We start from the raw sequence: 21837 nt of genomic DNA, 5'->3' as shown, positions 1-21837 counted from the left end.
ATGTGATGACTTCCAATTACTGATAATAAGGATTTTTGCTATCTTAACAGGCTAATAACAATTACTATGGCCAAAAAAAGCTGTATCATGAACACTTTACACCATATACCAATTAAGGTAATTTCATAAAATGTTACATGAACAGCCCATTTTTTATTAATACTCTCTAACTTAAATTATCAATTTCCTCACTTATATTTTCCCATTCTTTTAGAAGCTTACTGAGATTTTCTTTCTGTTTACATTGCTTAATTGAAATTTCATTCAGTTTAACTGCATCTGTACTATTTCTTAACATATCCTTATCTAATTCATCAATAAAATTTTCAATAGAATCTATTTCTATTTCAATTGACTCTAATTGCTTTTCTTTTTTCTTTACCACTTTTTCATTATCGTTTGTATTTCTGTGCTTATATTTGTTATTCTTCTTATCCAATGAACCATTAAGTTTAATAATAGTTTCTGTTTTTTTCAGTAGTTCATTTTTATAATATTCATAATCTCCATTATAGAATTCTAACTTCCTATTTTCTATCTCACCTATTTTAGTAGCTATTTTATTGATAAAATAACGGTCATGAGAAACAAATAATATAGTACCCTTAAAATCAAGTAAGGTCTCTTCTAGAATTTCCCTTGAATCAATATCCAAATGATTAGTTGGTTCGTCTAATATCATGAAATTTACTTTTTCATACAAAAGCATACATAATTTCAATCTGCTTTTTTCTCCCCCAGATAATATACTTATTTTTTTAAATACGTCATCTTTAATAAATAATACCTTAGATAATTCTGTTCTTGCCTCTCCAATCGTTATATTGTATTTATATTGAAAAGCTTCAAGTATAGACGTATTCTCATTTTCAAATTTAACTTCTTGGGGTAAATATCCAATCTTTATATTTGAACCATATTTTATACTACCTATATCACTTTTTAATTCTTCCATAACAATTTTTATCAAAGTAGATTTGCCTGTACCATTATCGCCAAGCACCGCTAAGCTGTCTTGATAAAACAATGTTAGATTAAGACCAGAAAATAACCTTTTGCTATCAAAACTTTTTTCAATACCTTTGATGACTAAGACTTCTTTTCCTGTTCTATCAAATCCCTTATTAAATAATTTTATCTTAGTTTTTTCTAGAACAGGTTTATCTAATTTTTCCATTTTGACTAATCGTTTTTCTAACTCTTTTGCCCTTACATACATTTTATCGCTATCACGCATTTTACCCCAAATACGATATCTTTTAATCTGTTCTTCCATCTTATTTATTTTCTTTTGATTTTCCTTATATCTATTGAACGCTTCAATAAAACGTCTTTCTTTTTCAACTAGATAATATGTGTAGTTACCATGATATATGGAAGCTCCGCTATAATCTAATTCAACGATTTTATTGACAACCCGATCCAAAAAATATCTATCATGAGATATGATCAATACTGAACCTCTATATTCTTTCAGGTATTCTTCCAACCATTCAATAGATTTCAGATCCAGATGATTAGAAGGTTCATCAAGAAGTAACAACTCTGGTTTTTCCAATAATATCTTTCCAAGCATTATCTTAGATTTTTCACCACCACTTAAGTTAGCAAATTTCATCTTTTGCATAGAATCAGATATCTGAAGTCCAATTGTTACTTTGCTCATCTTCTCATCAATATCATATCCTCCTAGAATCTCAAATCGTTCTTGAAGATGACCGTATTCTTTCATAAGTTTATCAATATGTTTATCTTCATTGGATAAAGAATGTTCAATATCCACCATTTTCTTTTTGATATCATATACCTCTTCAAATGCCAGATAAAGCACTTCTCTAACATTATAATCTTCTTCAAAAACAGGTATTTGGTCAAGATATCCTAGCGTTACACCCTTACGATAAAATACTTCTCCTTCATAATCTTCATGATCCATAAGAATTTTCATTATGGTTGTTTTACCTGTTCCATTCCTACCAATCAATCCAACTATTTCTCCTGTTTTTATATCAAAACTAACATTTTCAAATATTTTATTAGCTCCAAAACTCTTTGTCAAATTATTAATCCCCAATTCTATCATTTAATCATACCTTTCATTTTAATTTATATTTGAACGCAAAAAATCCTAGACATTAGTCTAGGATTAATAAACAATTATATATATATATGCTATACTTACCTTATCTAGGTATCAGTATTATCATACATACATCCTTCAACTAACTTATTATTTAATGGATATTTAAAAATGGACGCACCTGTAGTAGGACCATCATAAATTGCTGTTATATTTCTTTTAAATACCATCCATAAATCAGTTGATTGAGTCATCTTTTACACACCTTTTCTTAATTATAAGCCTATATTTCAAGCATTTTCTATCATACTTAACAATAAAATTCGTTCATGATTTACTGCTTATCATTAATAATTTTATCACAAGATTTGCTTCTAGTCAAATTATCAAATATCAATATCCCTAACAATACTAAAGCATTAAAATATGCCATGTTCAATATAAATATTGCAACGTCAATAATCAAAGTAATGTCCATTATTTCACATTTGTTTTATACATCAATTCCATATATAAACATTTTCTAATTGACACATTTTTCTATTGCTGATACAATATATTGTATATCACCTAACCGCAAACCACAATATAGTGTGTCTAGGATATTGTTGATGTATTCAGCTATCTAGACTATCTATATAGATTTAATTTATTAACATGGTTAATGCTACTGCTTAATAGAAATAATATATATAAAGCTTAGTAATAATCTATCATCCAGCTATAAAATACTTACTATATTTAAAGTGTTAAGATAAAAAGGTGAAAGGAATGAATAATAATGATAAAAATATTGAAAAGAAACGGTTCCATAGCAGATTTTGATGTCAATAAAATTATTACAGCTATTCAATTATCAATGTCAGAAACAAAAGCAAGTGTTGATAAATCATTAGCTGAAACAATCGCTCATAGAACAGAAGAAAAATTACATACTCATACTAATCCAGTATCTGTGGAAATAATCCAAGACTTAGTTGAAGAATCCTTAATGGACTCTCCTCGTAAAGATGCTGCAAAAAGATACATATTATATCGATACGAAAGAGATAAGACAAGAGATAAAAGAAGCAAGCGCACTGATGGGAGACTATTATCAGAAGAATTTATTAGTCGCTACAAACATCGTCCAAATCCAATGAAACAATTAGGTTCATTTGTTTATTATAGAACTTACTCTAGATGGCTCCCGGAAGAAAAAAGGCGTGAATATTGGTGGGAAACCGTAAGACGAGCAGTAGAATACAATTGCAGTCTAGTCCCTACTACAAAAGCTGAAGCCGAAAAATTATACGATAATATATTCAATCTTAAACAATTCTTATCAGGGCGTACTTTTTGGGTAGGTAATACTGATGTTGCTAAGAATTACCCTATGGCTAATTATAATTGCTCATTTACAATTATTGATGATTTTGACGCATTCAAAGACTTGTTTTATCTATTAATGATAGGCTCTGGAGTAGGTATTAGAATATTGAAAGATGATATTGGCAAATTACCGAAAATCAGAACTAAATTTGATATTATCCATGAGGATTACACCCCTACGCCTATACACCTACGCGAAGATAGTACTAGTTTAGAATTCAACCATAACAATACTGCTAAAATCATCATAGGTGATAGTAAAGAAGGATGGGTTCAGGCAATAGATTTTTATCTGAAAATATTATATAGCAACGAATACCGTAAAATCAATACCCTAGTAATTAATTACAATCATGTCAGACCAAAAGGTGAAAAACTCAAAACCTTCGGTGGTACAGCAAGTGGACATTCAAGCTTGAAAAATATGTTTATAAAAGCAACCAATATCATAAAAAAACGTGGTGTATTAAACAGAGAAGATTATACTAAGCTTCTTCCCATAGATTGTCTTGATATAGCCAATATTATTGGTGAAAATGTAGTTGTAGGTGGTGTTAGAAGAACTGCGGAGATTGTACTGGTAGATCCAGATGATAAAGAAGCTATTGAAGCAAAAAGTGATCTATACAAACAAATTGATGGTCAGTGGATTGTTGATGAAGATATCATTCACCGTCAAATGAGTAACAATTCCATCTACTATAGAGAAAAACCCTCTAGAGAACAGTTACATTGGCAATTAGAACAAATGCGTTATTCTGGAGAACCTGGATGGGTTAACGAAGTTGCTGGTAGCAAAAGAAGACCAAATATGAATGGTGTTAATCCTTGCGGTGAAATCCTTCTTGATTCAAAAGGTTTGTGTAACTTAACCACAGTTAATGTATTTTCTTTTATAAACAAAGATGATACTATTGATTATGATGGTCTATATGAAGCCCAAAAATTATCAGCAAGAGCAGGATATAGGATGACATGTACAGAATTAGAAATTCCTAGATGGAACTATATCCATAAAAGAGATAAATTATTAGGCTGTTCCTTAACAGGATGGCAAGATATGGTTAACGCAGTTGACCTTACTATTAAAGACCAAGGTGAATTACTAAAAAAACTCAGAGAGATTGCTATTTCATCCGCTAAGGACTATGCAGATGAAATAGGTGAAAACGAACCTCTATTAGTAACAACTGTCAAACCTGAAGGAACTCTAAGTCAGTTACCATCTGTATCCAGCGGAGTCCATTATTCACATTCGCCTTATTATATTAGACGAATCAGAATAAACAGTGACGACCCATTAGTAAAAGTTTGTGAAGAATTAGAATATCCTATTTTTCCAGAAGTGGGTCAAGATAAGGATTCATGTACTACTAAAGTAATTGAATTTCCAGTAAAAGCCCCAAAAGGTATTACTAAATACGATGTTTCCGCAATTCAACAATTAGAGAATTATCAACTATTCATGGACAACTACGTTGATCATAACTGTTCAATCACAGTACATGTCAGAGATCATGAATGGGATGAAGTTGAAGAATGGGTATGGAATAATTGGGATAGCATTGTAGCGTTGTCTTTCTTATCATTAGATAACAATTTTTACAAGCTATTACCCTATGAAGCAATAGAAGAAGAAGAATTCAACCAAAGAACCGCTAAGTTAAGACCTTTTCTACCTAGCCTTATCAGCAAATATGAAAAAGAAGAAATCAATTTCGACATTGGTGATTCCAGTTGTGATAACGGAGTTTGTCCAATAAGATAATATACTACAATATAATTATGTGAGCTATCTTACTATACATTTTATATATCATAGTCTAGTAAGATAGCCTACTAATCTAGATTGCCGGCAGACTCTCTACATATTTATATAAATCTTCATATTTACCTCTATAGGTACAGTTGATATCTCCTCCATTTCTATTGATTATATGATTTTCCACTAAAAATGTTTGTAGACCTAATTCCCCTGCAACCAAATCTTCTTGAACATCGTTTCCAACCATAATACATTCTTCAGGTCTTTTATTTATGAATTTTAATATTTCTTCATAATAATTTACACATGGTTTACAATAGTGACTAGTTTCGTAAGAAGTTATATGATGGAAATCTGTCTCTTTGAGTCCAGCCCAATTAATTCTATGGTTAATTGCCTTCAGCGGGAATAAAGGATTAGTAGCTAGAACGACAGTATATCCTTTATCCTTAAGCATATTGACACATTTAGCCGCATAATCATTTTTTGTTACTACTTTTTCAACCTCTAAAAAGCCCCTATCATAAAAATCGTCAAATCTAATCTTATACTCATCAATTTCATCCCCAACTAATTCTTCAAACTTATTCATGAAGATTTCCATGTTGGTCTTTTGTTCTTCACTCTTCCTCATAAAATCTGTTGCAGTCCACACATATTTAATAAATACTTCTTTTTCAATCATATCTTCGAATACTTTATGCATTTCATCAAAATATGTTTTTACAAATTTTTGTTCTTCTAATGGTAGTAATGTTCCATCTAAATCAAATAGAAATGTATTCATTCTTGTACTCCTTACAAATTATATTTAGATTTTTTTAGGTAATCTATAATCCTTAATCAATAATAAAGATAGTTTATATCAATGATATAAAAAAAATCCCAATAAATCAACAATAATTTACGGGATTTCAAAAATAATATCTTAAAACACATTTTTACATCATGTTGTAAAGATACTCTTACATATCTATTTAATTTGTAATTATAATTCTACTTATTAATTATTCAAGTTAGAATACTATAGATCCACCATCAACATTAATATCTTGTGCTGTAATATTTTTTCCTTGTTCAGAACATAAATAAACAATTATATTTGCTATGTCCTCTGGTTCTTGTGGCCTGTTAAGAGGAATTTCTTTTTCAATATAACTATCAAATATCTTATTTTGTTCTTCTACACTGTCAGCCATAGTTTTTAACTGCGCTGTCCACATTGGTGTCTTAATAATCCCAGGGCAAATAATATTGATATTGATATTATCATGTGCAACTTCTCTTGCTACAGCCTTACTAAAGGCAATAACACCACTTTTTGTAGCTGCATACATAGAAGTTCCTGGAGAAGCATTTTTTGCAGCAACTGATGATATATTAACTATCTTACCATCTTTATTAGGTATCATATGTTTTAATGCTTCTTTAGTTCCATAAATTGTACCTTTTAAATTCAAATCTAAGATTTTATCAATTTCACTATCTGCAAAATCGCAAACTGGTTTCATGATTCCCATTCCAGCAGCATTTATCATAATATGTAAATCACCGAATTCTTTAATTGTAGTTTCCACTAAAGAACAAACTTCATTTGATTTTGTAATATCAGTTTTTACTGCAATGCTTTTTTGACCCATGGCTTTTATTTCATTAACTGTTTCTTTTGCACCTTCAAAATTAATATCGGATATTGTAACTACAGCACCTGCTTCAGCTAATTTTAGAGCAATTGCTTTTCCAAGTCCACTTGCACCACCTGTTACAATTGCTACTTTTTTCGATAAACTTATTTCTAACATATAATTATATCTCCTTTCACTTATGTCGCATAATTTTTAGATTTTCTTTATTTGTAAATTGTTTTATGTTATTATTATCTCATTATTGGTCTTAAAAAGAATACGTATACTTAATTAATCTATCTAGTATTTTTTACGTATTTTTTATAAATAAGCTGAAAACAATGACATTATAAATAAAGGTGAGAATATATGCTGAAAAAAAATGACTTAAATAGATTATTAGATTTTACCTTAGAAATTCAAAATACAGATTATGATTTTAGACAGAAGACTTTAGATATGATCTCTGAACTTTTCAATTATCCTAATACGAATTTTTTTTTATATGATATAAATAGGAATGATATCAATTTATGTAATCCAACATCAACAAAAACCGTTGAGAAAGCAATGAATTCTTACATAAAACATTATTTTTATAAAGATATTTTTCATAAAGCTTATTGTAGTAATCTTAATAATAACTTACACCATAGCAAAGTTATTACTGTAAAAGATTTGATGTCTTACTATAGTTTCACAAAAAGCGAATATTATAATGATTTTCTAAAATGTTACCATTGGGATAATCAAATCGTATTACCTTTAAATTATGACAATAGACAATTAGGCGCAATTGCAATTTTGAAGCAAGGTGGAGAAAATGATTTTACAATTTATGAATCTTGTCTATTAAGTAAGCTAAATGAAATAATAACCCAATCATTAAACATGCATTTAAAAGATTTAGAGTTAAATAAGGAAGCCAATATGTTTAGATCCTCATCTTCTGTTTTGCCTTCTGGATTGATGATATTGAATTATCAATTTTCATATATATACATAAATGATACTGCTAAAGAGTATTGTAAAATCATCTCTCAAAATAGAAATTATTTTAATCACTCGGATGAATATATTAATAAAATTATAGATTTATTTGCTGTTGAATATCATAAATCTAAGAATAGTGAAATTAACATAGATAATCATACATTCAAAATATATCCATTTATTGTTAGTAATACACATAATACTATTGAAACTATGTACACTATCTATATAACCGAAAATCCACAATCTAAAAAAATTAATGATGAGAAGTTGATTAATTATAAACTTACTAAAAGAGAAATAGAAATCATTGATCTCTTATTAAAAGGTTTAACAAATAATGAAATGGCTGATTCTTTATTCTTGAGTAGCCATACAATTCGAACTCACATACAGAATATATATTCTAAAATGAATGTTACCAACAGAACGGCTTTACTATATAAATTGAATTCTTAAGATATTCTACCTGCTATTTTTCATCTTGGCGGGCGTAATACCAAAAGTTTTTTTGAATTGGTTAGAGAATATATATTGATCTGAATAACCTAATTTATTAGCAATTTCCTTAATTGAATAATTGTATTCTGTTAATAGAGTTCTTGAGTATTTCATTTTATTTTCAAAAATATAGCTTTTTGGAGAGATATTATACTGGGCTTTGAATTTCTTGGAAAAATAAGCACTGGAATAACCTGATATTTTTGCTAATTCATTAATATCATGTTCCTTCAATGGATGCTTACTAATATATACTCTGGCTCTTTCTAGACGCATATCATAGCTTCTTCCTTCATTGCTCATCTCACAATATATATCTGATAGAATCTGTGTCATATAAGCGTTAAGTAGCCTTTTATAATTAATTCCATAACTTAGATTTAAATAACATTTGTATATTTCGTTCATTAAGTTTCTATAGTATTCACTGTTACTTGGTGAATGATATATATAAAAAGGATTAACCTCAACACTAAGATCATTTAATAATTGATTATCATATATACCAAATCTAATTGAATATAATGAAGGTGTAATTTCATATTGCTGTGCACTATGTATTAGATTAGGACTAATTAATATCATATTACCAGGTACAATAGGACATATTTTACCGTCAATATCATAATGTCCATTACCATCTCTGATATAAGCTAATAGATAATCATCAATTCTACGCTTTGCTAATCCCCATTTCTTTCTCAATTCAACATTATGAATATCATGAATCTGGAAATGACCTTTGTATGGTATCATATTCAACAGTTCATCAAATCTCTTCCAATTAGTATCGTTTAGTATCATCTTTTTATCTCCTCTTACTATTCATTATCTCCTAAAATAATTATATACTTTATAAAAACAAAATGCATCTTATAGGAGGTAACTATGAATATTGTTATGTTATTAACGGACCAAATGCACAAATATGCAGTTGGTTATGAACAGAGTTTCATCAAAACACCTAATATTGATAAACTAGCTAAGGAAGGCTGCATATTTCGCAATTCATATTCCAATAATCCAGTATGCGGTCCATATAGAGCTAATTTATTTACAGGAATGTACTCCTCTGATAGTAAAGTATATCATAATTGTGAACCTCTTCCTGAAAATATTACATGCATGGCAGATGATTTCAACAAATCAGAGTACGAAACTAGTTTTGTGGGCAAATGGCATTTAGGGGGTAATGGAAATTGTCCTATCCCCGAAAACTTAAGAGGGGGTTTTAAACATTTTATCGGATATCAATGTTATAACGGTTTTTTAGATGATGTATATTTCTATGATGAAAGTAATACTGAGCATAGATATAATAAACACCGAACAGATGTTACAACCGACCTGGCTATTGAAAGATTAAAAAATCTTGCTGATACTAATAACCCTTTTCTACATGTTGTTTTTTATCAAGCACCCCATTATCCTGTTCAACCCTCACAAGAATATGAAGAGTTATATAAAAATGTGGATATGCCTTATCCAATTAATTATGAAGATACTCTACCCTTCACACCAACTGGATCTCCACGTAGTCCAAGACCTGTAGAAAATGACCTAAATTATCAACGTTACGGTACAGATATGGAAAAATATAAACATCTATATTATGGTATGGTTTCTCAGATAGATAACGGTATTGGACGTATTATTGAAGCTATACATAATCTAAATCTTGCAGATGATACTGCTATCATTTTTTCAGCTGATCATGGTGATCTACAAGGAAGTCATGGATTAATCAATAAGAATTACCCATATGAAGAATCATGTGGAGTACCTCTTGTAATATATGTACCTGGTCAAAAAGGTCATAACGAAATTAAAGCACCTGTTTCATGTATTGATTTATATCCTACTTGTCTGGACCTAGCTAATATTAATGTGAATCGCTCTTTTGAAGGCACAAGTTTATTACCTTTCATGTTAAATGATTCAGAACCTGAAAAACAACCTGTCTTTGCAGAAAATTATCATTGCGAAGAAACTGACTGGGTAATGATTAGGACAAATAGATATAAGCTATCTGTAAAAACAACTACTAATGAACCATGGTTATTATTTGATATGATAGATGACCCTTATGAATTGAAAAACCTAGTACATGATGAATCTTACAAACAAATTCTTGGCAATTTTATGAAGCAATTATTTGTTTGGAGTAACCAGCGAGTTAATTCACCTTTATGATCTAATATAATAACCTTAATAATAATTGGGCTGTCTCTAATTGAACAGCCCTTTTTATATAACAATCCTTCCCTCTTCAAATTGAAATATCTTTCTTATTTCAAATGTAGGTGTAATACTTATAGTGAAAACGGCACTTTTAGCAACTCTTCTAGTACCCTCAGTAACATTCAGTGTAAAAGGTATATTAGCTTTTACCAATATATTAATAATGCTATGTATTTGTCCTAACGTAATGACTCCAAGTTCATTACACTCCTTAAAAATATAAGCTGATAACAATGATAGTACATCATTAATATTTTCCTCTCTCATTTTCCCACCTACCTAGTAGTACCTTATATCATTATATGTTAAACAACTTTTCTTGGATACATGTCCATTTATTTATTTTATAATTAAAGAAGAGAGCTAATTTATTTATCATATTTTATGGTTCTACGAATATATTGTAATCACAAATAAATTATTTTTGAGGTGGCATATGAGTATTGAAAGAAAAACTATGGAAATCATTGGCTTAATTAAAAACACACCTGAATTCAAAAACGCTATAACATTAAAAAACAGAATTCTACAAGACAGGAATTTGACATCAATGATAAAGAACTTCCAATCAGAACAAGCCAATCTATACCAAAGGAACCTACCTCCTAATCAGTTGGAAGCTGAAATGAAAAAAATCGTAGATAATTTCGAAAGAATTTCAAGCAAAACAATTATAAAAGATTATGCCGAAGCTATGCAGCAAGTACAAGGGATAATATATCAATCTAATATGACAGTATTAGAATCTATTGATAAAGACCTGAATATATAAAATATTATTATACTGTTGAAAGGTGATATTATGCATTCATTGAGCATAAATAAATATAAGGATTCAGACCCTTTAACAACTATACATAAAATAAGGACTATTTTATATGACTTAAGTGTTAATACCACTGAATTGAATTGGCAAAACTCTGCTAATGGATTTTATAGCGTTACTATATCTGTTTCAGGCACTTCTATACGTACTAATGGGAAAGGCACAACTATGGAATTCGCTTTAGCCAGTGCCTATGGTGAACTTATGGAAAGGCTACAGAATTTTGCCCCTTTCCGCCTATCAATGGATTTTAGCAATAACGTTCTAGCATATGACGGTTTTTATTATGCACCAGATGAAAAAATGTATGATATTAATGATTTACTATCTTCTGATAACGAATGGTTACAATGTCAACTGGCTGCTTTGAATGACAGTCATCCCGAACTAATATCATTATTTACAAAATGGAAAAAAGTTTCATACGAAGATATCCCAAAAGATTTTATCACCATACCTTATAAAAATATATCTACCAGCTATATATCATATATACCTATTAAAATGTCCAATAAAATGTATATGTCCAATGGAATGTGTGCTGGTAATACTCGCGAAGAAGCTTTAATACAAGGTTTATGTGAACTTATGGAAAGATACGCAAACAAACAAATAATCGAAAACAAAATAACTCCACCAACTATTCCAAGAAGCTATATCAATAATTATGCAGGAATTTCATCTATGATTAATGAACTGGAATTTGGTGGAAATTACAAGGTTATCATTAAAGATTGTTCTCTTGGTAAAAGTTTTCCAGTTACTTGTGTAATCCTTCTTAATATTAAAACAAGCGAATATTTTATTAAATTTGGGGCTTATCCTATTTTTGAAATATCAGTTGAACGAACGTTGACAGAGTTATTACAGGGACAAAACATATATAAAATGAAAGGACTAAAAGAATTCTATGTTACGCCACCTGTAAAAGATGCCAGCAATAATGTCATGGGTATTCTAGTCAACGGTTCTGGATATTATCCCAAAGAAATATTCATGGATACACCAACTTATGAATGGATAGAATTCAATGACCTTAGGGGTAGCAGTAATCTGGAGATACTTAATAAGTTAATTTCTTTTATTGAACATCAAGGATATACGATATTAGTAAGAGATGTCAGCTTTTTAGAATTTCCCGCTTATCATATTATTATACCTAATTATAGTGAGATAGAAAAAATTGATGACAATAAATCTATTGATAATTTTATATTATACAATACTACGAAAAGACTAACACGTAATATTAAGAATCTGACTTCTATTGATATATTAAAATTAATTGATCTTATTAATAATGCTAACTTTCACCCAATGGCTAAAATTACAACTATGCTGAATATAGAAGTCAAAAAAGGATTGCCCTGGTACTACAAGAATATATCTTTGTTATTAGTAGCTCTCTATCTTAAATTAGATGATTTCAAGAATGCCTATATGGTATTTAATAATTATATAGAAACAATAAGGTCCAGTGGAAAAATTAATATAACCAATTATTATAAATGTATTAGAAATTATTTAGACCTTCGTTCACAGAACAAAAATGTTTATGAAATAAATTCACTGCTGAATAATTTTTTCCCCAGTTATCTAGTTAATAAAGTTGAAAAAGAATTTAATAATGCAACTCAATTATTTGAAGACGATTGTATGTTAGAATGTTTTAATTGTGAAGAATGTGCAGTAAAATCTTCCTGTATTCATATAGGTAATGAAATTCTTCTAAAAAAATTAAAAGATAAATATAAGTAAGGCGCTATTTATAAGCGCCTTATTCCATATCCATCATATCGTCATCGTCATCCATCATATCATCATCCATATCGTACATCATTCTATCCATAGCCATTCTATTCATACTATTCATTTGATTCATGCTATCCATTGACATTGCACTCATACTGTACATTGCCATTGCTGCCATATTAGCCATAGCATACATTGCCATCATTTGATTTCTTCCCATCATAGGATTCATTGCTGTCATTTGATTCATAGGCATCATTTGATTCATCTGTCTCATAGACATCATCTGTGCCATATCATCCATATCGTCCCTATCATACATATCTTCCATATGGTCAGGATATTTTGGTTTTGATGGAACCATGCGATTCATTTTCTCATCTTTCTCCTTAACGCTATCATAACGGTAAATCTTCTCCATCAGATTACTCCTTATATTTACTTCTAATATTAATATATGTTAGTTTTTATCATCGTGATAGAATAATTATCAGTTATCTGAATTTATTTTATATTTACTTGTTTATAACTCTATAGCAATCATTTAACTAAAGTTATATATACTAATGTAAATAACTTTTTTGTAATAATTTATTTCAAGTAATAGGTTTTGGTAAAATTTTATGTTATACTATCATTATTAAGGTAAAATTTGGTATTTATTATATAATAAACTCACAAATTTATTAAAAACCTAAAAAATTTAATTGGGGTGACATTTTTGAAAAAAATAAAAGCAAAATTACTTACAATAAGTTTAATAATCAGTTCCATCCTATCAATTATCGGCATCTGTTTTTCTACTATTTTAATAATGAAATGTAATAATGCCGAAGAAATTATTAATACTACCAAACTAACTACTCTTGGATTCATATTCTTGGCCGTTGCTGTTGCTAATCTATTAATCACTTTGTTTACCTTATATAGACTGGTCTTTAAACTTGCACCATCTATAAATATCATCAGTAAAAATGCTCTATCTATAGCCGATGGTGATCTTAGTTTTTCTTTAGATAAAAAAGTTTTGAAAACAAATGATGAAAGTGGTAATTTATTAAGATCGTTTTCACTTCTGAAAAATAGCTTTGCTAATTATATTGAAAAAATCAAAGACAACACCACTAAATTAGCTGATTCTTCTAACTTAATAAATGATTCTTCCAAATCAATATTAGATGGTATAGAAGAAATGTCAGGAGCTGTAGAACAAATAGCTGAAAGTTCATCATCTCAAGTTGCCAATGTTGAAAAAGGAAAACAAAACATAGATACTCTTGGAAAAATAATTGATGAAGACCTAACTATTATCAATTATCTATTAGACTCATTTAATGAAATCAACTTAGCAGTCAATGAAGGTGATACTTCTCTAGATTCATTATTGCAAAAAAGTTATGAAAGTGCTAACTCTACTAAAAGTGTATATGAAATCGTACGAGAAACTAATGAAAATGCAGAAAAAATTAGTCAAGTTACAACTCTTATCGCTTCTATTGCAGAGCAAACCAATCTACTTGCTTTAAACGCAGCCATTGAAGCTGCAAGAGCAGGTGAACATGGCAAAGGATTTGCTGTGGTTTCTGATGAAATAAGAAAATTAGCTGAACAATCAGCAACATCAACAGCTCAAATAGATGAAATCGTAAAAGGATTGCAAGAAAAATCTAATACCGCTTATGAGGAAACCAAATTAGTTCGTAAAACTGTGAAATCTCAAATGGAAATGTTAACAGAAACTAAGAAGAAGTTTGATGATATTAATAATTCTATTGAAATATCTCAACAATATGTTACTGGTATAAAATCCAATAGTACAAGCTTACTTAAATATAAGGATGACGTACTAGAACAAATTGCTTTAATATTCGAACTTGCAGAATCAAATGCTGCATCTACCGAAGAAGTGGCTGCTGGTTCCGAAAGCCAAGCCACACAAACTCAACAAATAAACAATGAAATAGACTCAATCTATATACTTATCAATGAATTATCTGCAATTGTTAATAATTTCAAGTTAGGAAATCATGAAAATACCCACCAAAATTAATTTGGTGGGTTATTATTATCAATCTCAAAAATATCTATCTCTTTTTTCAATTTACTCATTAAATCTTTTACAGAAATGATATCTTTAATTTCATTTGCTCTACTGCCTGAAAACACTAATCCCTCGTTTCCTTGTACAGAATTAATTAATGCTTCTGAAATACAATATGGTGTTTCCGCTGGATTGCAAGTATTCAGACATGCAAAACATTTCGTAATAGGTATTTTACCTTTTTGTGTTTTACATATAAAACTATTATTTATAGCTCTACCTGGTAGACCTACTGGACTATTAATAAGACATATATCATCTTTCGTAGAATTAATGTATGCCTCTTTAAAACTATCACATGCATCACATTCATCTGTAGCCACAAATCTAGTCCCCATTTGGACACCTTGAGCTCCTGCTGATAATATTTTTCCTATATCGTTTCCGTCAATAATGCCTCCTGCTGCAATAACAGGTATATTTTTATTGTATTTTTCTTCATAAGGAGAAACCATGGTTAATACATTTTTAACTATTTCTTCTAGGCTTTTACAGGTATTAGCGATTAAATCTTTTGCTTTGAAACCTAGATGTCCACCTGCTTTTGCTCCCTCTACTATAATGGCATCTGGTAAATGGTTATATCTCTCCCATTTCTTAAGTATGATTCTAGCAGCTTTACTAGATGATACAATAGGAATAATCTTAGTATTACTCCCTTTTACGAATTTAGGTAATTCCATAGGTAAACCAGCACCTGATATTATTATATCTATTTTTTCATTAATTGCAGTTTTTACATATTCTTTATAATTTGTCATTGCCACCATTAGATTAACACCAATAATGCCTTCTTTGCTTAAATTTCTCGCCTTTTTTATTTCTTTCTTTAAAGCTCTAACATTAGCTTCTAATGTGTTAGTTAAAAAGTCTGGTTCTGCATATCCAATCTGAACCCCTGATATAACTCCTACACCGCCCTCATTAGCTACTGCTGAAGCTAAATTAGCTTTTGATACACCTATTCCCATACCACCTTGAATTATAGGTATATTAATATTTAGATCTCCAATTTTCAGCTTTGGTATATTCAATTGAACAATCCTCCTAAGTCATATTATTTGATACACAAATATTTTGATAATCAAAGTATAGTTCATTTTCGTTATATTGTCAAGTCAATAAGTGATTTTCAAAACTACGTCTTGAATTATTACTATTATAACCTAATTTCTTCTGATATAAACTTGTTAGCACATTTAGCAATGATATATATAAAAAGTACCTATAGAATACGCCACATTATAAGATGGGTCATCTATAGGTATGTCAATTAACTACTTCATATGACGATTAATTGCACTAATCAAAGCTCTTATAGAAGCTATATTAATATTAGAATCTCTTCCTATACCAAATTTAACTTGATCTTTTTCATTTACAAGTCCGATATATGCAACAGCATGTGCATCTGCACCACCATTCATACTATGCTCTTCATACTCAACTAATTTGAATGGGTCAATGTCTAACTCTCTAATACCTTTTACAAATGCTGCTATCGGACCATTACCTACTCCTTTAATTTGTTTTGTCTCACCTTTGAAGGTTACTTCTGCTGAAACTGTAACTTTAACATCTTTTCGTTTAGTATCTTTATCTTCAATTATACTTTCAAATTTGTTTAATGATAATATACTATCTTGTTCAAAATACTCTTTATTAAATATATTGAATATCTCTTTTGGATTTAATTCTTTTCCTGTTTTATCTGTTACTCTTTGTATCAATTTACCGACTTCCGGATGCATCTTCTTAGGCAATCTATAACCATACTCAGCTTCAAGAATATATGCAATACCACCTTTTCCAGATTGGCTGTTGATTCTAATGATAGCTTCATATTCCCTGCCTATATCTGAAGGATTAATCGGAAGATAAGGAACTTCCCAATATTTATTTTCGTTGCTGCTACAAACATCCAAACCTTTTTTTATAGCATCTTGGTGAGATCCAGAAAATGCAGTATATACTAATTCACCTGCATAAGGATGACGTTCATGAACTTTTAGTAAAGTACATTCTTCATATACATTAATAATGTGGTTGATATTATCTATCTTAAGGTCTGGATTAATTCCTTGTGAATATAAATTCATAGCAACTGTCAACATATCTAAGTTACCAGTTCTTTCTCCATTACCGAATAAAGTTCCTTCAACCCTATCAGCACCTGCTAACATTGCAAGTTCAGTAGCAGCAATACCTGTTCCTCTATCATTATGAGTATGAACACTTATAATAACACTGTCCCTACAACTAATATTTCTACAGAACCATTCAATCTGGTCAGCATATACATTAGGCATTGACATTTCAACTGTAGCAGGTAGATTAATAATTAATTTATTTTTCTCTGTTGGCTCCCAAGCTTTAATAACAGCTTCACATATTTCTAATGCATAATCAAGTTCTGTTCCAGTAAAACTTTCAGGTGAATATTCTAAAATTATTTCTTCTACACTACTCTTCTTAGCAAATTCTCTTATTAATTTAACTCCTTCTACAGCAATATTTATAATTGCCTGTTTATCTTTTTTGAACACTACTTCTCTTTGTAATGTTGAAGTAGAATTATATACATGGACAATGGCTCTTTTACAACCTTCTATGGCATCAAAAGTTTTTTTGATAAGCTCTTCTCGTGCTTGTGTAAGTACTTGAATTGTCATATCATCATCTAACATGTTTTCTTCAATTAATTTACGAGTAAAAGCGAATTCGGCCTTTGAAGCTGAAGGAAAACCAACTTCAATTTCTTTGAATCCCATATCTTTTAAAAGATTGAACATCTTAGTTTTCTTCTCAACATTCATTGGTATAGGAAGTGATTGATTCCCATCTCTTAAATCAACACTACACCATATAGGTGCTTTCTCAATTGTATTAGAAGGCCACCTACGGTCATTTAATTTTACTGGTTCATATCTCTTATAATTTTCAAAACTCATTCTAATTCCTCCTCTAAATCATATTATTATAAAAATTCACTAAAATAATTCACAAAAAAAGACCTACCTCTCTTGATTCAAGAGACGAAGGCCCGTGGTACCACTCTTATTTATTTCTTAGTAAGAAATACACTCTGGTGGATATATAGTAAATGACAATTAACAAAAGTGTTTGTAAATAGAGTTTATTATAAATACACCCTAAAAATGGTATTATAAATTAAAAAACCTTTCGTCAAAAGAGACGAAAGGTATAATTTATCGTAAACCACTCTTTACAAAAATAATTTTGTAATCCTATAGATACAGGTACATTTACCGATATCCTGCCAATATAACGGTTGGGTTCCGTCTCCTCCTACTAAACTTTCAGCGAGCAACTCCAAGGCGAGTTCAATATTTATCAAATGCTATTTCACACCAACCAATAGCTCTCTGTAATAATCCAAATATCTACTATTCCTTTTCACAGTCTTTTTTACATATCAATTTTTAAATATATTATCATCATTTTATACATTTGTCAATATTAAAATGTATTTTTTTAAATTAAATCGTATTTTTATGCAAATTTTTTTATAATATATTTAATTCTTTTTTAAGTTTATCTATACCAGCTTCAATTCTTCTTATGGATTCTTCTTTACCTAGTATATCAGCTAAATCAAATGCACCACCTGGTGTCATAGCCTTTCCTGATAATACAGTCCTTAAAGGCCATAGCATTTGACCATTCTTGATACCTAATTCTTTTACAAAAGCCATCACAGATTCATGTAAGCTATCAACATCAAATTTCTCTTGCTCCTTCAACATAGGAAGAAGTTTTTCCAAATTCTCTAATGAATTCTCTGGATTGGTCTTCATTCTTTTATGATTATATAAATCAATATTGTAATCTGGTAATTCTTCAAAAAAGTCTAGATGAGCAGGTATATCTGTTAATACTTCCACTCTTGATTTAATCAAAGGACTAATTTTCTTAAGATCAATATAATCTTTAGTAATAACTTGTTTCATATAAGGCAACGCCATCTCATGAAACTCATCATCTGACTTATTCTTAATATACTCTCCATTCATCCATTTGAACTTTGTCATATCAAATACAGCTGGAGATTTATTAATATTTTTATAATCAAATTCTTTTATTAGCTCTTCCTTTGTAAATATTTCTTCGTTTGATCTTGGGCTCCATCCTAGTAATGCAACAAAATTAACAATTGTTTCAGCAAGGAATCCTTGTTCTATTAAATCTTCGTATGATGAATGTCCACTTCTTTTACTTAGTTTTTGATGTTCTTCATTAGTTATAAGTGGGCAATGCACATATGTAGGCACATTCCAACCAAAAGCTTCATATAACCTATTATATTTAGGCGAAGAGGATAAATATTCATTACCTCTAACAACATGTGTTATACCCATTAGATGATCGTCAATTACATTAGCGAAATTATAAGTTGGATAACCATCTGATTTAATTAAAATCATATCATCTAGTTCAGAGTTATCTACAGTTATAGTTCCATATATATCATCAATAAAAGATGTACTTCCCGTAGTAGGATTATTTTGTCTGATAATATAAGGTACATTGTCAGCAAGTTTTTTCTCTATTTCTTCTTTGGACAGACTCACACAATGTTTATCATATTTGTAAGTTTCTTTAGCTTCTTCTGCTTTATTTCGTAGGTTGTCCAATCTTTCTTTATCACAGAAGCAATAATATGCTTCTCCTTTATCAATTAATTCTTTTGCATACTTTAGATATATTCCCTGTGCTTGTCTTTCACTTTGAACATATGGACCTACACCGCCATCCTTATCAGGACCTTCATCATGTATCAATCCAGTATTCTTCAAAGTATTATAAATAATCTCTAAAGCACCCTCGACATATCGCTCTCTATCTGTATCTTCTATTCGAAGTAAAAAGTCTCCATCTTCATGCTTAGCTATTAAATAAGCATATAATGCCGTTCTAAGATTACCAACATGCATTCTACCTGTTGGACTAGGTGCAAACCTAGTTCTAATTTTAACTTTATCCATGTTACTGCCTCCATTATTTATTGATCTTGTTCTATCAATATTTATATCAATTCATTAGCTATAATATTATATTAAGTTATTATATAAGTCAACTATAATATAACCAAATTTATCATATAAAATAATATTTTTAACTTATAGGAGAGTTCCTGCACAAGACGTGACATAGTCACTATTTTTGTTACACTGAATCTCTAATCATATTAAATCTATTAATGTTTACATTGAGACATAATATATATTGTTCACCTTTTGAATCCACTATGTATTTGGAAACCCCTAAACATATGTTATTAGTAAGCAATGAATGGAAGGGTTTTGTTATCCAAACATCTAAGATTGTATTAACTAACCTTTCATATATTTCTTTTTTTGAAAAATCCATATATTTTTTGGATATATTAAATATAGAAGAATTTCTTGTTCGGAAATTATCTTTATTAATATAGGCATCACTTATCTGAATACCATTCATATCTAGAATCCAACAATTCTCAACGAAAGAATATTCATTAAATATTTGTTTGAAATTATTTTCTTCGTGTCCAATGTCAGCACCATCAATTTGTCCTTTTATGTCATTCATGAAATTAATTAGTTTCGTCATGGTTTTTCTATTATTATCAACTTTATTACCAGAATAATATTCTTCAATATTATCTTTACGTTTAAAGTTATGTATTATGTCATCAATCTCAACAGATGATAGCTTACTAGGTCTAGCTATATAATATCCTTGAACAAACTGAGCCCCACATTCAATAAAAAAATTAAAATCTTTGTTCGTTTCTATACCTTTTGCAACTACAACCATTCCCATCTCATGTGCAATAGAAGATATAAATTTCATTAAATAATTTCTATATTGTTCACTTTCAAGATTCTGAAGTAAAAAAGTATTAATTTTTATTATGTCTGGATTAATTAATAACAACTTATCTAGATTATAATAATCCTTACCAATATCATCAATACTCATATAAAAACCTTTTGCTCTATATTTTTTAATAAAACTCTCTATCTCTTTTACTGAATACAAATCAAAATTACATAAATCGATAGCTATGTTTTCATATGGAATATTATACTCATCTGCACACTCCGTCAAATAATCATAGGTGATCGAATAAGATATAAAACTATCTTCAATATTTATAAATAATAAAGTACTTTTATTTTTATTATATATATGAGTAAATTCTTCTATCGCTTTTTTTACACATATTTTATCTAATTCAACAGAAAGTCCACACATTCTAGCTTGTCTAAATAATTCACTAGGATTAATACTTGTATTAGTATTTGGATCAACTCCTCTTGCTAATGCTTCAATACCTACAGCAAAATCCTCATGAGGTGATAAAATTACTTGCATTAATATATCAATACTTTCCTGTTCAATAATATCTGTAATACTAATGTTATTCATTATAATTTCCCCTAAACTATATTTTGCACTATAGGAAAATTCTATTTTCCTCAATCTATTGTGCTATTAAGTTATTAATTTAAATCATTTACACCAAATAATTGTTTATCTATAATAGATATATAGTAAACTTAATTAGGTTAATTA

17 protein-coding genes and 1 other annotated feature are annotated in these 21837 nt (G+C 29.4%); of the genes, 6 read left to right on the top strand and 11 right to left on the bottom strand.

Annotated elements, in window-relative coordinates:
* Positions 1-166: 166 nt before the first annotated feature.
* Positions 167-2083 carry a ribosomal protection-like ABC-F family protein gene (gene abc-f / locus ACX6CF_RS20880; protein WP_458787302.1) on the bottom strand — a complete coding sequence of 639 codons (1917 nt, stop codon included), beginning with the start codon at positions 2081-2083 and terminating at the stop codon, positions 167-169.
* 104 nt (positions 2084-2187) lie between these two features.
* On the bottom strand, positions 2188-2334 hold the full coding sequence (locus ACX6CF_RS20875; RefSeq protein WP_458787301.1) for a hypothetical protein: 147 nt from the start codon (positions 2332-2334) through the stop codon (positions 2188-2190).
* A 527-nt stretch (positions 2335-2861) separates the two neighbouring features.
* Between ACX6CF_RS20875 and nrdJ the strand changes: the two genes are divergently transcribed.
* Positions 2862-5219 carry a ribonucleoside-triphosphate reductase, adenosylcobalamin-dependent gene (gene nrdJ / locus ACX6CF_RS20870; RefSeq protein WP_458787300.1) on the top strand — a complete coding sequence of 786 codons (2358 nt, stop codon included), beginning with the start codon at positions 2862-2864 and terminating at the stop codon, positions 5217-5219.
* 76 nt (positions 5220-5295) lie between these two features.
* Here the strand turns inward: nrdJ and ACX6CF_RS20865 are convergent, their stop codons facing one another.
* On the bottom strand, positions 5296-6003 hold the full coding sequence (locus ACX6CF_RS20865) for an HAD family hydrolase (protein WP_458787299.1): 708 nt from the start codon (positions 6001-6003) through the stop codon (positions 5296-5298).
* A gap of 229 nt (positions 6004-6232) precedes the next feature.
* The gene (locus tag ACX6CF_RS20860) at positions 6233-7018 is read right to left on the bottom strand and encodes an SDR family NAD(P)-dependent oxidoreductase (protein ID WP_458787298.1); all 786 of its coding nucleotides are present in this window, start codon (positions 7016-7018) and stop codon (positions 6233-6235) included.
* Positions 7019-7210: 192 nt separating this feature from the next.
* On the opposite strand from ACX6CF_RS20860, the gene ACX6CF_RS20855 reads away from it, so the two are divergent.
* Positions 7211-8293: a response regulator transcription factor gene (locus ACX6CF_RS20855; RefSeq protein ID WP_458787297.1), complete on the top strand. Its 1083-nt coding sequence runs from the start codon at positions 7211-7213 to the stop codon at positions 8291-8293.
* A 6-nt stretch (positions 8294-8299) separates the two neighbouring features.
* On the opposite strand, the gene ACX6CF_RS20850 is transcribed toward ACX6CF_RS20855, so the two are convergent.
* Positions 8300-9139: an AraC family transcriptional regulator gene (locus tag ACX6CF_RS20850; protein ID WP_458787296.1), complete on the bottom strand. Its 840-nt coding sequence runs from the start codon at positions 9137-9139 to the stop codon at positions 8300-8302.
* 84 nt (positions 9140-9223) lie between these two features.
* Between ACX6CF_RS20850 and ACX6CF_RS20845 the strand changes: the two genes are divergently transcribed.
* Positions 9224-10528 carry a sulfatase-like hydrolase/transferase gene (locus tag ACX6CF_RS20845; protein ID WP_458787295.1) on the top strand — a complete coding sequence of 435 codons (1305 nt, stop codon included), beginning with the start codon at positions 9224-9226 and terminating at the stop codon, positions 10526-10528.
* 54 nt (positions 10529-10582) lie between these two features.
* Here the strand turns inward: ACX6CF_RS20845 and ACX6CF_RS20840 are convergent, their stop codons facing one another.
* Positions 10583-10843, bottom strand: coding sequence for a hypothetical protein (locus tag ACX6CF_RS20840; protein ID WP_458787294.1), 261 nt, complete (start codon positions 10841-10843; stop codon positions 10583-10585).
* A 169-nt stretch (positions 10844-11012) separates the two neighbouring features.
* Between ACX6CF_RS20840 and ACX6CF_RS20835 the strand changes: the two genes are divergently transcribed.
* Both ACX6CF_RS20835 and ACX6CF_RS20830 read left to right on the top strand, forming a co-directional pair.
* The gene (locus tag ACX6CF_RS20835) at positions 11013-11348 is read left to right on the top strand and encodes a YlbF family regulator (RefSeq protein ID WP_458787293.1); all 336 of its coding nucleotides are present in this window, start codon (positions 11013-11015) and stop codon (positions 11346-11348) included.
* Between the two features lie 30 nt (positions 11349-11378).
* Positions 11379-13160 carry a YcaO-like family protein gene (locus ACX6CF_RS20830; protein ID WP_458787292.1) on the top strand — a complete coding sequence of 594 codons (1782 nt, stop codon included), beginning with the start codon at positions 11379-11381 and terminating at the stop codon, positions 13158-13160.
* Between the two features lie 19 nt (positions 13161-13179).
* Here the strand turns inward: ACX6CF_RS20830 and ACX6CF_RS20825 are convergent, their stop codons facing one another.
* On the bottom strand, positions 13180-13575 hold the full coding sequence (locus ACX6CF_RS20825) for a hypothetical protein (RefSeq protein ID WP_458787291.1): 396 nt from the start codon (positions 13573-13575) through the stop codon (positions 13180-13182).
* Positions 13576-13875: 300 nt separating this feature from the next.
* Between ACX6CF_RS20825 and ACX6CF_RS20820 the strand changes: the two genes are divergently transcribed.
* On the top strand, positions 13876-15204 hold the full coding sequence (locus tag ACX6CF_RS20820) for a methyl-accepting chemotaxis protein (RefSeq protein WP_458787290.1): 1329 nt from the start codon (positions 13876-13878) through the stop codon (positions 15202-15204).
* Here ACX6CF_RS20820 and ACX6CF_RS20815 read toward each other — a convergent pair.
* The 4 genes from ACX6CF_RS20815 to ACX6CF_RS20800 all read right to left on the bottom strand — a co-directional run bounded on the left by ACX6CF_RS20815 (position 15201) and on the right by ACX6CF_RS20800 (position 21690).
* The gene (locus tag ACX6CF_RS20815; RefSeq protein ID WP_458787289.1) at positions 15201-16289 is read right to left on the bottom strand and encodes an NAD(P)H-dependent flavin oxidoreductase; all 1089 of its coding nucleotides are present in this window, start codon (positions 16287-16289) and stop codon (positions 15201-15203) included. The genes ACX6CF_RS20820 and ACX6CF_RS20815 overlap by 4 nt on opposite strands.
* A 243-nt stretch (positions 16290-16532) precedes the next feature.
* Positions 16533-18206, bottom strand: coding sequence for a 2-isopropylmalate synthase (leuA, locus tag ACX6CF_RS20810; RefSeq protein ID WP_458787288.1), 1674 nt, complete (start codon positions 18204-18206; stop codon positions 16533-16535).
* Positions 18207-18443: 237 nt separating this feature from the next.
* Positions 18444-18685 (bottom strand) — a binding site (T-box leader).
* A gap of 97 nt (positions 18686-18782) precedes the next feature.
* Positions 18783-20261, bottom strand: a complete 1479-nt coding sequence (gene gltX / locus ACX6CF_RS20805) for a glutamate--tRNA ligase (RefSeq protein WP_458787287.1) — start codon at positions 20259-20261, stop codon at positions 18783-18785.
* Between the two features lie 181 nt (positions 20262-20442).
* Complete coding sequence (locus ACX6CF_RS20800) at positions 20443-21690, bottom strand: EAL domain-containing protein (RefSeq protein WP_458787286.1); 1248 nt, start codon at positions 21688-21690, stop codon at positions 20443-20445.
* Positions 21691-21837 lie beyond the last annotated feature (147 nt).

This window comes from Vallitalea sediminicola, assembly GCF_054408565.1.
Note: the sequence above shows the minus strand (reverse complement) of the source record. Positions and strands in the feature narration are given on the sequence as shown.